The organism is Snodgrassella sp. B3837 (assembly GCF_026535955.1).
Classification (GTDB): Bacteria; Pseudomonadota; Gammaproteobacteria; order Burkholderiales; family Neisseriaceae; genus Snodgrassella; species Snodgrassella alvi_E.
In genome coordinates, this window is record NZ_JAFNPI010000017.1 from 32,561 (window position 1) to 49,377 (window position 16,817).

General features: G+C 41.1%; 8 protein-coding genes and 1 tRNA gene. 4 read left to right on the forward strand and 5 right to left on the reverse strand.

Annotated elements, in window-relative coordinates; translation table 11 throughout:
* Positions 1-1,069 precede the first annotated feature (1,069 nt).
* Positions 1,070-1,834, forward strand: coding sequence for an SDR family NAD(P)-dependent oxidoreductase (locus J3U67_RS06755; protein ID WP_267404451.1), 765 nt, complete (start codon positions 1,070-1,072; stop codon positions 1,832-1,834).
* Between the two features lie 893 nt (positions 1,835-2,727).
* Here J3U67_RS06755 and J3U67_RS06760 read toward each other — a convergent pair.
* The 3 genes from J3U67_RS06760 to phoB all read right to left on the reverse strand — a co-directional run bounded on the left by J3U67_RS06760 (position 2,728) and on the right by phoB (position 4,899).
* Positions 2,728-2,803 (reverse strand) — tRNA-Lys (locus tag J3U67_RS06760).
* Between the two features lie 13 nt (positions 2,804-2,816).
* Positions 2,817-4,169, reverse strand: coding sequence for a phosphate regulon sensor histidine kinase PhoR (phoR, locus tag J3U67_RS06765; protein ID WP_267404454.1), 1,353 nt, complete (start codon positions 4,167-4,169; stop codon positions 2,817-2,819).
* Positions 4,170-4,212: 43 nt separating this feature from the next.
* On the reverse strand, positions 4,213-4,899 hold the full coding sequence (phoB, locus tag J3U67_RS06770; RefSeq protein ID WP_267404456.1) for a phosphate regulon transcriptional regulator PhoB: 687 nt from the start codon (positions 4,897-4,899) through the stop codon (positions 4,213-4,215).
* Positions 4,900-6,003: 1,104 nt separating this feature from the next.
* Here phoB and J3U67_RS06775 point away from each other — a divergent pair.
* Entirely contained in the window at positions 6,004-9,648 is a 3,645-nt protein-coding gene (locus tag J3U67_RS06775; RefSeq protein ID WP_267404457.1) for an autotransporter outer membrane beta-barrel domain-containing protein, read from the forward strand.
* Between the two features lie 309 nt (positions 9,649-9,957).
* Positions 9,958-13,272: an autotransporter outer membrane beta-barrel domain-containing protein gene (locus J3U67_RS06780; RefSeq protein WP_267404458.1), complete on the forward strand. Its 3,315-nt coding sequence runs from the start codon at positions 9,958-9,960 to the stop codon at positions 13,270-13,272.
* A gap of 207 nt (positions 13,273-13,479) precedes the next feature.
* Here J3U67_RS06780 and J3U67_RS06785 read toward each other — a convergent pair whose 3' ends face one another.
* Positions 13,480-13,779, reverse strand: coding sequence for a hypothetical protein (locus J3U67_RS06785; RefSeq protein ID WP_267404459.1), 300 nt, complete (start codon positions 13,777-13,779; stop codon positions 13,480-13,482).
* Between J3U67_RS06785 and J3U67_RS06790 the strand changes: the two genes are divergently transcribed.
* Positions 13,778-15,316, forward strand: a complete 1,539-nt coding sequence (locus tag J3U67_RS06790; RefSeq protein ID WP_267404461.1) for a YadA-like family protein — start codon at positions 13,778-13,780, stop codon at positions 15,314-15,316. The genes J3U67_RS06785 and J3U67_RS06790 overlap by 2 nt on opposite strands.
* A gap of 353 nt (positions 15,317-15,669) precedes the next feature.
* Here J3U67_RS06790 and proB read toward each other — a convergent pair whose 3' ends face one another.
* Positions 15,670-16,803, reverse strand: coding sequence for a glutamate 5-kinase (gene proB / locus J3U67_RS06795; protein ID WP_267404463.1), 1,134 nt, complete (start codon positions 16,801-16,803; stop codon positions 15,670-15,672).
* Between the last annotated feature and the right edge of the window lie 14 nt (positions 16,804-16,817).

A 16,817-nucleotide genomic window follows, 5' to 3' on the forward strand; every position in this document is an offset into this window, starting at 1 on the left:
TAAAGTATAAGTTATTTATTAGAATTTATATTTGTGATAATTAGAGGAAAACGTTTTAATTACAACTTAGTTTAATAGATAAAAAAGATGAATTAATCCCATAAACACGATTCAATTACGCATTTAATTGAGATGATTTAGCTAGTATTTACCAACCACTCTAAATTAATAAGATATTTGAATAATAAACTACGAGAAAAGTTTATATTTAAAATAGTCTAATCTGGGTAGTAAACATCTTTATTCGTTTATATGAATAAAACTGAATTTTTTTAAATTAATCAAAGCTCAATCTATTACTGACATTTATAAATAAAAATAAAACATAAGCATATTAGTATCTAAATTTTGCATTCATTACAGACCTTAAAAATTTTTAAAAGATATACACAAGCAAGCTCGAAACGCTAGACCAGTTTTAACCTACATAAATAGCATGTAGCATATAAAAATAGTCAAACTTCAACTAATTATGTTGAATGATATCGTTTTGTTTTATACCCAAGCACTGATTCTTGCTGCTGAAGAAAGACGAGTAATTATGTAGGAATAATATTAAAAATCTTCAGGTCTTAATGGATGTCAATTATCTTTATAAATTCACTAACTGCTTCCAGAATATAACCACCTACTCTGATGCCTTGTTTTCTACACACTTTCCAGACTAGATGAAAACTTCAAATTATGCATTAATAAAATCATTAAACAACAGTATAGTCATAACTCCAAGCTTTATATCTGGCCTAATGCGCATCACTGATTAATGAATTTTATTCATAGGTGTAATAAATCCAAGTATCTAGTTTTACTCTTTATAATTCAGTATATTACAAATTATCCAGCCATCAATGCTCATCAACAAATATATGATGAGAATAGCTGAATATTAATATTATATTTGTATATTATTTTATACCTAAAAATCACGTTTTTAAAACTTAAGAACGATAAATTGGAATCTTAAAAACAAAGGATGGTTACGAATCAACCTGCATATTAAAACCCATACTTTTAAAGAGTTATTTACAACAATTAGTCACATCTTTAAATCTTAACCGGAGAAATAAATATGAATTATTCCTTTGATAATAAAGTTGCTTTAGTGACCGGTGCTGCTTCAGGTATAGGCCTCGCTACTGCTCGTGCTTTTGCAGAATCAGGTGCAACTGTCGTCCTTGCCGACATCAATGCAGAGGCAGTAAACAAAGCTGCTCAGGATCTTGTTGCGAATGGATTTCAAGCAGAGGCAGTTATCTGCAATGTAGCCAATTTGGATGATATAGAAGCAATGGTAAAGCATATTGTTTCTACCTATGGCCATCTCGATATTGCGTTTAATAATGCCGGTATACAAAATGTTTTAGCAGAAACTGCCGATGCCACAGCAGAGGATTTTGATCGTGTAATGAGTGTAAATCTGCGCGGAGTATGGGGATGTATGAAATATGAACTGATACAAATGCGCCAGCAGGGCAATGGTGTGATTGTAAATTGCTCATCCTTAGGCGGAATTCTCGGTGGGGCTGAACGTGCTAATTATCATGCTGCTAAACACGGTGTATTAGGATTAACCAAAAGTGCGGCATTAGAATACGCTACACGCAATATTCGCATCAATACTGTCTGTCCCGGATTAATTCGCACGCCTATGTCCGAAAAAATGGCAGCATCTGGACAAAAGGAAGTCTTAGATGCGATGGTTAAAACTGTACCGATGCAACGCCAAGGTCGGCCCGAAGAAATTGCCGATGCCGTGCTATGGCTAGCTAGTGACTGTTCCTCTTTTGTTACCGGACAATCCATCTCAGTCGATGGTGGCTTAACCATGCGCTGATACGATTAACAAAAAAAGGCCGAATAGAAATCTCAAGTATGCCAAAATCTAATCTGATTTTTGTGTTCGGTTAACATTCAGTGCGGTTATATTGTTATTTTTCTGCAAACTATGGTACAGGAATCAACAACTAACATAGATTCCTGTATCAATTTAAAAAAAATTGGTATTTGTTTCTGATATTAAATATGCATTCAGAGTGAATAAGATATTTTTTTATATTTTTTATAACTTTAAACAACATTGAGGAGTATCTACTAGCAATCCAATACTCTATCAGTCTAATTCATCTACTTTAAAGTGATAATTTAACCAGAATGCATCATCTTCCAATATAGCATCCTTATTGCAACGACTTAATATATTTTGCGATAAAAATATCAGGTATAAAACAAAGGTAATACAACACTCAATTTGTATTCAAATTCAGATTAATCGAAAATCCAGAATATAACAGTAATTATTTTAGAGATACAAAACAAAATTCTTTATTTGATTGTCAGTATGCATACCCTACAAAAAACATTTATACAAAATAATGTCTAACTCCTGCTTAGAAAGACTACTAATAATGGGTATAAAGCTTAAATTATATATATTTTATTCAGAAAAACAGGCAGTTTATTCCTTAGTTAAACATTCAAGACTAAAAAACATGTCAGCCAAAATGCTATTAAATACCAGAAAAGAAAATAATGATTAAGGATAACAGTTTAATTGTGTAAAAATACAAACAACAACAACAAAACAATATGAGTCGAAGTGACTTTAATTTAGTGCAATAACAATTTGTAATTTAACTACTTAATGACAAAATATAGACACACAGGCCAAGTTAGAAGAAAAATAGCAATAGCCATTTAAGAAATATTATAGAGAATATAGAAGAAAGATGGTGGGTCGTGAGCGATTCGAACGCTCGACCAACGGATTAAAAGTCCGCTGCTCTACCGACTGAGCTAACGACCCGAGAGCGCGCATTTTAGGCAGGAGTGTCGCTGCTGTCAAGTCCTTTGCTGATTTCCATCTGTGGCAGAACGGCACTAAACGTACTGCCTTTTCCCACCACACTTTCAATTTCCAATTTACCGCCATGTTCTGCCAAAGCATGTTTAGCAATTGCCAGCCCCAGGCCAGTACCACCACTCTGGCGGGAACGGCCAGAATCGACCCGATAAAAACGCTCGGTTAGATGGGGAATGTGTTCCGCGGCAATACCACCTCCGGTATCGCTCACCTGAAAAATGGCATGTTTAGCATCTGGTACAACATCCTGACTCCATAGCCGGATGCTGATGGTTCCTTGAGGCGGCGTATAACGTACAGCATTAAACAGCAGATTACTGAAAGCATTATACAAATCCTGCTGAATACCATTCACCCATATGTCCGACGCCAACTCAGAGATAAAAGAATGCTTCTCTGCCGATAAAAGCATTGCTTCATGCACCACTTGCTCAGCCAAAGCCGTCAGGCAGACAGGCTGTCTACGCGAAGAAATATCGGTCTGGCTTTCTAGACGTGATAAGGTTAATAAATCAGCCAGCAGGTTGCGCATACGCGCACCCTCTTTACTCATCAGTTCGATAAATGACTGCCGCTGCTCCTGTGGTAATTCGGGCATATCCGTCAGTGTTTCCAGAAAACCATTAATAACTGTCAAAGGAGTGCGCAGTTCATGTGAAACATTAGCCACAAAAGCGGTACGTGTCGCATTTAGCTGTTCTGCCGCTGTAATGTCCTGCGTGATAATCAGAGTTGCCTGCTCGTCAAATGGTGTGCGAATAATATTCAGTATTCTTGGTAAGCCGCTGCCATTTGCGTCAAAATTAAGCTTGATATTGGCAAACTCAGTATCCTGCTCATGGAGAAACTGTTGAAAATCAGTTTTAGCGATTAATTCAGCCAAATTGCCATCAATATCCCGCTCGGTATCAAGATTTAAATGAATGGCTGCCATATGATTCAGCCACTGAATACGGCCATCCAACCCCAGTATAAGCACCCCTTCGGGTATGGTTTCAGCAATACGATTAAACCGTAGTAAAGCCACTCCCAGCTTCTGCTTGCGTTTTTTACGGCTTTTGGCCTGTAGCATTAAAGTATTGAAAATAGTATTCCAAATACCAATACCTTGTGGCACATTACGAAGCTTTGGCCGTTCCAGCCAGCGTACGAGTTTAATTAGATGATACCAGTACCCCACCAGCCACAAGAAAAAAAGAATACACAGACTGATCACTACAGACTGCACACCACCAGTTAGCAGTGACAGCATAACAACCACAATCAGTGTAATCAGTATTAAATAAAGGTGACGACGCAGTTCTGGCATAAATAAATTCCATCCTGCCTGAAGAAAGATTCAGTATGAATGACTACAAGGAAAACCGATAGCCACTGCCACGTACTGTCTGTATCAGGTGCTCATAGCCTACGGTCTCGAGTCCACGCCTTAAGCGACGGATGTGCACATCTACCGTACGTTCCTCAACAAAAACATGGTCTCCCCATACTTGATCTAAAAGCTGGCTACGGGTATAGATTCTGTCTGGATGAGTCATAAAAAAATGCAATAATTTAAATTCGCTGGGACCAAAAGCAACTGCCTGACCATTAACCCGCACCCGCTGCTGTACCGGATCCAGCTCCAGCCCTTGTATCGACAATGGGGTACTGGTTTTTTGTGGAGCCCGGCGGCGTAACAATGCATTGATACGCGCTATCAGCTCCCGCGGTGAAAAAGGTTTGGTAATATAATCATCTGCGCCCAGATTCAGCCCCTGCTCCTTATCCGTTTCTTCACCGCGTGCAGTAAGCAAAATAATCGGTAAATCACAGCTTCTGGAATCGCGGCGCAGCTGGCGGATAAAATCGATACCGGAAATACCCGGCAGCATCCAATCCAGCAGCAGCACATCTGGTAGTCTGGATTGTAAAAATGGCTGTGCTTCTTCCACACTAGGTACACATTGCACGGCAAATCCGGCCTGCTCCAGCGTAAATTGAATCAGAGTGGCAATGGCTGCCTCATCTTCTACTACTAGAACCATTACATCTGCCATATATTTTCCTGAGCGGATAAATTGTTACCGTGTCAGATTAGCAAATTAATCAGAAAATACAACCTATCAGCAAGAAAAAACCTGTGCCAGAAAAGATTCTGCTGCACAGGTTAATAATTGGAGTAACCTTTTTCATGCTAACACAATATCAGCGGATATTGCAGCAAAAATGCATAATTAAAATGACAATCCACGCAAATGATTGCCGTCAAGTGGATAAATTACATTTTAATATTTAATTATCAATCAGTTGATAGATTTGCCAGAATGTTGTGAAACTGTCAGATAAATGCATTGCAGGCTGCCACTTAAGATTGAAAAACTTAGAAACCTTTAGATGAAAGCAATAATATTTCAATTTTTTAGCTTAGTCAGAAAAATATTTTAAGACGTAAAAAGCCAGTATGGCGGATTTATACTATCCCATGGCAGAGTAGAGAGATTAGTTCCTGATAAATTATCCAAAGCTGAAAAATTTTTATTTCAATAGCCTGTATCACAAATAACTAACCTATGCTTTAAGCTCCCAATAAATTAATACCCATAATCATCTCCTCGTCACTAAAAATTAAAATATGCTCAATAAAATCCATCGTTCACACTAATATAATTAGCCATAATAAGCCAAATCGATGATTTATTAGCCATAATTTATTCAAATTGAATGATAAAAAAGAAGCTAAGTGAAACTAATTTGCAACAGGTCTAAAATAAATAAATATTCAAAATTTGCTTATTTTGTATATATTTAGACATTCTTTACCTAATCAAACCAGAAATATTTTATTTTATTATTTCAGCATAAATAAAATACACATCTAAAAATCAGATACGCATATATTAAATTATTTAGCTAATTTCTTTTTCACCGGCATGTAGCATTTTCCAGTCACCCTACAGCTTCTGACCAATCAAAATTATCTCTAACACTATTTTTTACATCGTATAACAATACTTATATTAATCATAAAGTTAATTTTTTGACTTAGGTAATATTTTATAGTCGAATGAAATCCGAACTATATCTTATTCATTTTAAAGCCAGTTCTTAAGATATATGTCGTTAATACGAAATTATTATTAACCTGATTAAAGTTAATCAAAATGAATAAAATCTACAAGCTTATCTGGAGTGCGCAAGTACAGGCATATATAGTTACCTCAGAATTAGCCCACAAAGGAGGCAAAACAGCTACAGTCAAACTACTAAGCATCTTAGGTATTACTTTGGCCGCACCCACTATAGCTCATGCTCAGTGCCTTATTACTTCTCCTGACCACAAAGCATGTACGATTTCACAGCAAAGCCTTTCGCATAACACCGCCTTTGCGGACACAACTATTACCAATAATCTGATTGAAAATCGCGATCCGGCCAGCCAAACCATCAATACTTCTAATGATGAACTGAACCAAACCCTAACCATACGCAATCAGACCGGCGCCGGTGATTTAACTGTCAATGCAAATAATAAAAATATCACTAATATCGATGCCAGAAACGATAGCACAGGTGCCGCCTTTACCCTGACAACCACACAGGACATGTCCGGTTCCGATGTACGAGGCATTTATATAGAACATAACGGTACCGATGTACATCTTTCCACAGCATCCATCCATAGCCGGCAATTGAAAGGCATTAGTATCAACAACAGAGGCACTGGTGCCACTATCATCAACTCCGGCAATACCATAACCTCTGATAACGATGATGCCATCTACGCAGTCAATGATCCGACCGCCACCGATGTGCAAATTACTGCCGGAGCCGTGACTGGACATGGCAAAGGAATTTACGTAGCAAATAATGGTACAGGTTCAACAACCATTACCGTTAGTCAGGGTGTTGTGTCTGAAACAACAGATGGCATCTATGCACACAATTCAGCCACAGCAAAAAATCTGACAACATACACAAATTCTACTGTTCATGGATACAGCAACGGTATCTATGCTGAAAACAACGGCAACGGCATTACATCAATAACCACTATTGGAGACGTAGAATCCCAAAATGGTGATGGTGTACATATCAACCACAACGGCCAGAAATTAACCCTCAACAGTAAAAATGTACAGGGCACCAGCAACGGCATCTATGCCATCAATTCTGGAAACGATTCCACCGAAATTACGTCCAGTGCAACCGTCAAATCCACTTCCGGTAATGGTATCTTTGTTAATAATGGCAGTAACACACGAGACCTAACCATCAGCACCAATGTCGTTTCTGGCTCTGACAACGGCATTTATGCAAGCAACAATGGTAGCGGTTCAACAGTTATCAAGAACAGTGCAACCATCACAGCAACCGATAATACCGGCATCCGGATTGAAAACAACAATCAAACCACTGGATTACGCATCGAATCTCAACTTATTCATGCCGGAAATAACGGTATTTACGCCATAAACAATGGTAGCAATGCCACAGATATTATTTCACAGGGAGAAGTGACCGCTACGAAAGGCTACGGTATCTGGGCTGAGAATGGCAATAAAACCACCGATATCAATATTATACAGTCAGGTGGCAAAATCACCGGAGGTATCAGTGGCATCGAAGCGCGCAATTCCGGTACCGGCAATACCTTAATCACCTTGGCAAACCAGATAACCGGTGGCTCCGGCGCAGGTATTATCAGCCATGACAAAGCCGGTAGTACCACTACTATCACGCTTAATACTGGTAGCCGCGTTTCCGCTACATCTGGGCTAGCAATCAGCGATGAGGAAGGTAATGCCAATGTGACACTAAAAAGTGGTTCTACTGTCAGTGGCCGAATTGAATTGGGTAATGGCAGTGATATCCTCAACGTAAACCGTGGCACCAACGTCAGTGAAATAACGGTTATGGATGGTGGCGATGATACCAGCAGCAATGATGGCATGATTGATACATTAAATATTAATCAGACATTAACCGGTTCAACAACAGGCACCAATAATGGTATAGCCGGAAATATTGCCATTCGAAACTGGGAGAAAATCAATCTGGCACAGAATAGTACACTCAATCTTAGTGGTGATTTGAACACAAATCAGCTCAATATCGGTGACGGTACAACCATCAGACTCATTCCTGACCTCAAACAAGCACGCATTGAAGGTGATGTATTAAATTCAGGCTACATCAACCTGAACAGCACCTATACCGGCGACAATCTTACTATTGGCGGAAATTATCAGGGTAATAACGGCAAACTTATTCTCGATCTAAAACTTAATTCTGCCCCAAGAGATAGCAACACTCCAGACAATACTGCCGACAAACTCATCATTCAGGGCAATGCCTCAGGTAACACCACCATCAGATTTGACAAAGTCGAAGGATTGGGTGGAGATACCGGCAACACCAATGGTATTGAAGTTGTCGAAGTAAAAGGAAGCAGCACACAAGACGCTTTTGCACTGAACGGTAATCGCCTGAGTGCAGGAGCTTATGAATACCATTTATTCAAAGGCGATTTACAACAAAACGGCAACAACTGGTATCTGCGTTCGCAAAAACAAACCAATCCTTCAGATGGTGGTGGCACTGGTGGTGGTACTGGCGGTGGCGGTACTGGTGGTGGCGGTACTGGCGGTGGTGGTACTGGCGGTGGTGGTACTGGCGGTGGCGGCACTGGAGATGGCGGTACTGGCGGTGGTGGCACTGGGGATGGTGGTACTGGTGGTGGCGGTACTGGTGGTGGTACTGGTGGTGGCGGTACTGGTGGTGGCGGTACTGGTGGCAGTGACACTGGAGATGGTGGCGGCACTGGTAACGGCACAACCGTTAAACCATCTAAACTCAAACCACTGTATCGCAAAGAAGTGCCATTACTGGCTACAGTTGCTACACAGTTACGACAAGCAGATAACCTAATGCTGGCTAATATGCATCAGCGTATTGGTGCCACACCCATACCTGAAGAACGCATGAGCTGGGGTAGAGTTCTTGCAAACCGTACTGACATTCAGCAAAACGGTCCGGCCGAAGGCCGCAGTACCGGCAATTATGCTGGTTTACAACTTGGCAGTGATGTCTGGACAGGCAATGGCTGGCGTATCGGTGGCTATATAGGCTATCTACATGGCAATCTCGATGTAGATGGCTTTGCCAGCGGCGTAGATGACAAAGTAGGCAAAAACACCACCAAATCCTATTTTATCGGTGCTTATAGCAACTATACCCGTACCGACGGAGCTTACGCTGATTTTGTATTACAGGCAGCACGTCATCGTGCAGACATCAAACCGGATTACAATCCTATTAGTAAACAGAAAGGACACGGTATCACCGCTTCAATAGAAATAGGCAAACCATTTACACTGGCCAACAGCAACTGGAAAATTGAGCCGCAAGCACAGATTATTCATCAGTGGCTGGATCTAAATGATAGCAATATCAGTGGTCACACCTCAGTAAGTCAAGAGCATAATAATGCATGGTTATTCCGTCTGGGTGGACGTTTAGCAGCAACATATCAGCTCAATAAAGGCTTAATACATCCATATGCACGGGTTAATTTCTACTACTCACCTGATGGCTCAGACAAGACCAGCTACCGAACCATATCCACAACAACCACACTTAATGCCGGTGCCTCACATCGGAGTACAGAGCTCGCCCTGGGTGGCACGTATGACATCAACAATACTGTAAAAATTTATGGAGAAATTGGCCATACTTGGTCAAATGGAGGCAATGCCAAAGTAAAAGTACCCGTCAATGCTTCAGCCGGCTTAAAAATTGACTGGTAACCCCAACGCTCCAGCATTACTTTTAGTATTATATAAACAACCACCTTAATCTATGATTAAGGTGGTTTCTATTAAATATAAAATAATTATTCAATAAAAAATATCTGATAAATAAATCCCTTTATTTTTTATTATTCTTGTGAAGAATCCTCCACAGACAAAATCATCCAATTCATATAACAAATATTCTTTACATTCATTGATAAAGTGTTGTTTTTAGGTAATATTAGTTTGTTTTAAACTTTTATTATATATTTTTGTTAATTCAATGGATTACAATAGATTACTTTTTATTTGGGAACCAGAGCAATGAAAAGTAAACACCATCCCATCTGGAATAATCAGATCCCCTCCTCAACAATAACAACATATCTAAAATCCGCACTTGGACAAAAAACCATCGCTGAATTAACTATTCTATCCTTTTTACTGATCTGTGCCGAAATCAGTTACGCTGCCTGTCAGATTCAAAATTTAGAAACAATGACATGCGCAACAAAAACCATTGCAAACCAATCACCTTTTACATTTCGTCTTCAGAATACAGATACCAACGTTTCTGAATCTGATAGCAATGATAATCAAAAGAAAGCAATCAATAAAACCTTCAGTGGAATCGTAAGCGGCGCAACTTACGCAGAAAACAATCAGGCAAAACGCACGGAACGAATTGTCATCAACAACCGCTTTAACTCGTTAATTATTGACGAATCCAGAGATATGGATATCGGTCAGTATGACAGCGGCCCTGCTGTACAAGCAAACAATTACGATACAGCAACTAACATAGATATCAAAACCCAAAATATTACCAATCAAGGTGATGGCTTAATCGTCAATAATGAAGGTAATGGTTTCACACATATCAAAACAGGAAACATTAACGCAACTGGCACCGCTATTGCCGTCACAACAGGCGAATTAGCACAGGACATATCTATTGATACACAAAATATTCAGTCCAGTGAAAGTAGTAATGTCGTCACAGTACAAAACAGAGGTAAAAATAGCTCCATCAGTATCAAAAGTGGCAACATATATTCTAGTGACCAAAGCAGCATCGGTATAACCGCTGAAAATCAGGAAAATACAAAAAATATTCTCATTCAAGCCAAAGACATTAATACCGGCGTAGGTATAAATGCATTTAATAACGGAACAGGTTTTACCACCATCAATACAGGAAACATCACAGCTGAGCAAAATGGCATCAACGCCACAAACGGCGACAACACACAGCAATTAACAATCAATACCAAAAATATAAGCGCAAGTACTGCCATCAGTGCTATGAATAGTGGCAAAAATTCAATTTTTATCAATACAAACGGCAATGTAACCGGTAATCAGATGGATGGCATTAACGCCATCAACATCGGTACTGCAAAAAATATTAATATTAATCATTCAGGCGGTACCCTCACCGGGGCAAACAATGGCATCAATACCGTCAATATCGGTACCGGAGACATTAATATTGAAATTGCTGGCAATGTTAAAGGCGGCAACGACGCCATCATAGCTCAAAACAGCGGCAGCGCTAAAGACATCAATATCGATCAGATTAATGGCAACATATCCGGTGACCTGAATGGTATCAACATCATCAATAATGGACTTGGAAACATCCGAATAAAAGCAAATGGCCAAATTCAAGGTGATATAGGATCCGCAATCAATATCAGCGGAAAACCCAGTACAACAACCAACATCTTTTTAGATAAAAATGCTGTAATAAAGTCAAATTCAGGTATTGCCATACAAGACGATAACACCAATACAAACATTATCCTGAATAATGGAGCCAAAGTCAGCGGACAAATACTACTTGGCGACGGCAATGACACCTTCACCATAAATCAGGGCGACACCAGCACTATTACAGTTCTCGATGCGGGTAACAAAGATACCAATGGGCTAAACGGTAATGGAGTGAAAGATATAGATACACTGAATATCAACGGATGGCTTACTGGTTCCTCAAGCAGCGAAGGAAAAGAAAACGATACAGCCCTTCGCAACTGGAGCATCATCAACATCGGAGGGAAATCCCAGTCACAAACAGACAGCACACTAAATCTTACTGGCGACCTAACAACCAATCAGCTGAATATCAATCGCAGCGGAAAACTAACATTTAACGGATTTTCCGCAGAAGCATCCTCAGACCATAGCCTGTCTGAACCTCATTCCATCATCATCAACGGCAATGTTACCAATGCTGGCATCATCAGCCTAGGTAACAAGCATACTGGAGATAATCTTACAATCACTGGTGACTATAACGGCGCCAAAGGCACACTCATCCTCGACACCGAGCTGAATGATGATAAAAGTATTACCGATAAACTAGCCATCAGCGGCAATGCCTCAGGCACAACCACTATACGGATTAACAATATCAAAGGTCTCGGCGCCGACACAGGTAACAGCAAAGGTATTGAAATTATCAGTGTAGCCGGCACCAACATTACGGATGCAGAAAATGAGCCTGTATTCACACTGACTGGCAGCCATGTCGATGCCGGTGCCTACGAATACCGATTATTTAGTGGCGATCAGACCAGAGAAGATAGCAACTGGTATCTGCGCTCACGCATTAAAGACACACCTAAGCAAGACGACAAAACCACCATAGTAAGTAATCACCCTGATAACAAACCAGTCATCACCAAACCAACCTACCGCAAAGAAACACCGCTTAACTCTTCAACCGCTGCACAACTTCTTCAAGCTGACAGCCTTATGTTGGCAAACCTACATCGCCGTACAGGCACCACACCAACAGCAGAACAACGCAGAAGCTGGGGACGAGTAATAACAAGCCGTACTAATATTCGACAGAATGGAACCACCAGTCCACATACCAGCGGTCACTATAATGGTTTACAAATGGGCAGCGATATTTGGAACAATCCTCACTGGCATACAGGGGGATACCTCGGGTATCTGAACGGTCATCTGAATGTAGCCGGTTTTGCCAGCGGTATAAATGGGAATGTAGGTAAAAACGATATTCAATCTTATTTCCTGGGCGCCTACAGCACCTACACCAGCAATACTGGCAGCTATCTAGACATCGTTTTACAGGGCGCACAGCATCAGGCAGATATCAGGCCTACTGGTAATCAGGCCAGCAAACAAAAAGGACATGGCATCACAGCATCAGTTGAAATAGGTAAACCTTTTACAATCGGCCACAGCGCATGGAAACTGGAGCCCCAGACACAGATTATGCGCCAGTGGTTGCACCTGAATGACAGCCAGATAAGCGGAAACACAACCGTCAGCCAGAACGGCGATAATGTTTGGCTGTTTCGTATCGGTGGCCGCATGCATGGTGATTTTCAGTTTAATAAAGGCATATTCCATCCCTATGCACGAATCAATTTTATCTATTCACCGGATGGCGACGATTACACCACTTACACTACTCGTACAGCATCAACCACATTAAATACCAGTCTGGCACATAGCAGTACTGAAATAGCGATTGGAGGCAGCTACGAAATTTCCAATAAAATGAGACTTTACGGAGAATTTGGCCATACAAAATCTAACGGCGGAGATGCACAGATAAAAGCCCCTTTTAACGGGTCTTTAGGATTCAAAGCTGAATGGTAATATTTATAATGATATTATCATTAATAATGAATAATCTATTTAAATAATCATTCAGCATAACAAGTCTAAGAAATCCAAAATAAAAATTAAATTCCATCTGAAAAACAGACATTAATGGACGATAATATTGCAAATAATCAATATTATATTAATCAATCGAAATAAATAAAACACAACACCTCTAATCAAATATTTCGATATAAAACTTTAGAGCTTAATACTTACAACATTAATACAAACCGGAGAAATCACCATGAATACACAACCGAAATCCACTTTGCGCCCATTGATATCACAAATAAGCCTATCCGCTTTATTATGCCTATCAAATAATATTTTTGCTGCAATCGGAGATACAGCAGCTGCAATAGATGCTTGTGAAAACAATGTCACCCCTGCCAAAAACCATACCTTACCAACAGAAGTAGGCAACATTGCAATAGGATGCGCAAGTTTAGCGGCAAACGGCTCAGATAAAGAATCTAAATTAGTGAAGGGGTGGGCCATGGCAGAGAGAAACAATCCTTACAACAAAATCAGTGGCAAAGATTATGGAAGCAGTGCAGCAATAGGATTTGGCGCATACGCCTATTCTCCTTTTACATTAGCACTGGGAAGTCACGCCAAAGCGTCTGCAAGCTCTGCAACAGCCATAGGTCCAGAAGCATTATCATCAGGTAATACATCGCTGGCTATCGGCCGTCAGGCCGCAGCCATTGCAGACTTTGCGCAGGCTATTGGAAATGTAGCCGCAGCCACAAATAAAGGAACATTGGCTATCGGACATTCCGCAACAGCAACCGGCTTTCGCTCCATAGCCATCGGTTCAGCCAATATCAAAAATGTTTCGACAATTGATCAAGATGTAAAGTTTCAGTCCGACGACAACACCCTATCTTCAGGTGAGGACGCCATTGCTATGGGTAGCGGAGCACAAGCCGCAAAAGATTACACCTTGGCACTGGGTGCATTTTCTAAAGCCTTAGCATTGGATTCAATGGCAATAGGAAAAAATGCTCAGGCAATAGCAGATAATGCCATTGCCATCGGCAATGGTGCCTCTGCAACCAAAACAGGTGGCACTGCGCTAGGCATGAACGCCAGAGTCTTAACAGAAAACAGCATCGCCTTAGGTATAAATTCCGTTACCAGTGGTGCATCAGGCGATGCATATCTAACCAAACAACCCCTTTCATCAGTCAGGGGAGTAGTCTCCATTGGCACACCAGAACAACTACGCCGCATCCAAAACGTAGCCGATGGCGCTCAAGACAGCGATGCAGCCACCGTTGCTCAGCTTAAAGCAGCAACTAGCTCCGTCATAAACACAGGACAATTGGATAACATATTGTCTTTAGCAAAAGATTATACTGATCATAAAATTAGTCAGGTCACAACTGTATCCAATCAAAATCCGGCTAACATCAGCAATGATATCAACAAACTGAATAATGGCAGCGCAGGTATGTTTCAGGTAAATCAAAACGAGACAACTACTGCACCGCAACCATCTGCTCCTGGTTCTGTAGCTGGTGGCTCAGGAGCCGTAGCCTCTGGCAACCACAGCACAGCAATCGGCAATCATGCACAGGCCAGAGCAGAAAATTCTGTGGCACTGGGCGAAAGTTCAGTGGCCACCCGCAATAACAGTGTCTCAATTGGCAGCATCGGCCACGAGAGACAAATCAGCAATGTTGCAGCCGGCGTTGCAGACACAGATGCCGTTAATGTAAGTCAGATGAATCATGCACTCGATAAAATCGGCCACAATATCAGTCACCTGAATCGTAAAATCAATGATATTGAAGATAACTCAAATGCAGCTATTGCATCTGCCATCGCTATGGCTAATCTGCCGCAGCCGATGAATGCCGGTGATGGTGGTCTCACAATGGGCTTCGGCACACATCGTGGTGAATCCGGCTATGCTGTCGGTTATTCTGTGGCCAGCAATAAAGGAAGCTGGGTTTTTAAAGCAGCGGCTACAGGCAACACTCAAGGCAAATTTGGAGCAGGTGCGGGCGTATTTATAAAGCTGCACTGATAAATAAAAATTATCGTGCAGACGGCACTTTATACTCAAGGTGCCGTTTTTTTATTAATTAAATCCATCGCAGCATGAAAACGCCTCAAAACAAAGTAGGAAATGGCTGAATATTATTAAGTTATACTAAAAATAAAAACAAAGAGTAAACAGGGTAAACAACGCATAGACGTAAATCACTTCAGTAATGATTCATTTTAAATTCTGATAATATTCTCTTTAATAAAAGAATTTTGTGATCAGCAACAAAATATCATCGGTATTTAAATATAAAATCTCATCACCCCAAAACACTTAAATATTACTTCTTGCTTGAGCGAACCATTTCATATAGACAGCAACAACTATTCTCTTCAACTGCGTCTTAACACCATATTATCGCGATGAATCAATTCTTCTTCCGCCACATAGCCTAATATTTCCTCAATTGCTTGTGACGGCTGCCGCAACAACCGACTGATTTCATGATCGCTATAATTTACTAATCCTCGAGCAATTTCTTGGCCTGTTTGATTACAAACCGCCACCAAAGCTCCGCGTTCAAAATGGCCATTTACCGCCATACAGCCAATGGGTAACAAACTAGAATGCTGTACAGTCAGCGCCTTGACTGCGCCATCATCTACCACAACACTTCCTGCTAGCTGCACCTGACCCAACAGCCATTGCTGACGTGCACTTAGACGATTTGCAGCTGGCGTAAATAAAGTACCTATCTGTTCTCCATCCACTACCCGCACTAAGACATTGTCCGCATGTCCATTTGCTATCAGGGTGGCCGCACCACTCAGAGCAGCACGTCTGGCTGCCACTACTTTGGTAAACATGCCGCCTGTCCCCACACTGCTGCCGGCACCGCCGGCCATACTTTCCAGCTCAGGATGGTCAGCAGCAATTTGATGGATAAAACTGGCATCGGTATGCTGGCGTGGGTCGCGGTCATACAAACCATTCTGATCAGTCAGAATAATCAGTATGTCTGCTTCAATCAGATTGGTCACCAGCGCCCCGAGCGTATCATTATCCCCGAGCTTAATTTCATCTATGGTGACAGAATCGTTTTCATTAATAATTGGTACCACCCCTTGCTCCAGTAGGGTACGGATGGTACTGCGGGCATTCAGATAGCGAGTACGGTGACTCATATCATCATGCGTCAACAATATCTGAGCGGTCTGAATCTGCAGTGACACAAATGCCTCTTCATAGGCTTGAGCCAGTCCCATCTGCCCCACTGCAGCCGCAGCCTGTAGTTCGTTGAGTGCTTTAGGTCGTACTGTCCAGCCCAGACGCTTCATACCTTCAGCAATGGCCCCACTGGAAACCAGCACTACCTGCATGCCACGCGCACGCAAGTGCGCAATTTGCTGTGCCCAGTTATTCAACATCGTCTGGTCTACACCCTGTCCACCGTTAGTTACCAGACTGGAGCCTACTTTTACCACCACACATTGTGTCTGGCGAATATCAAAACCTGAAAGATTCATACTGACCATGCCAT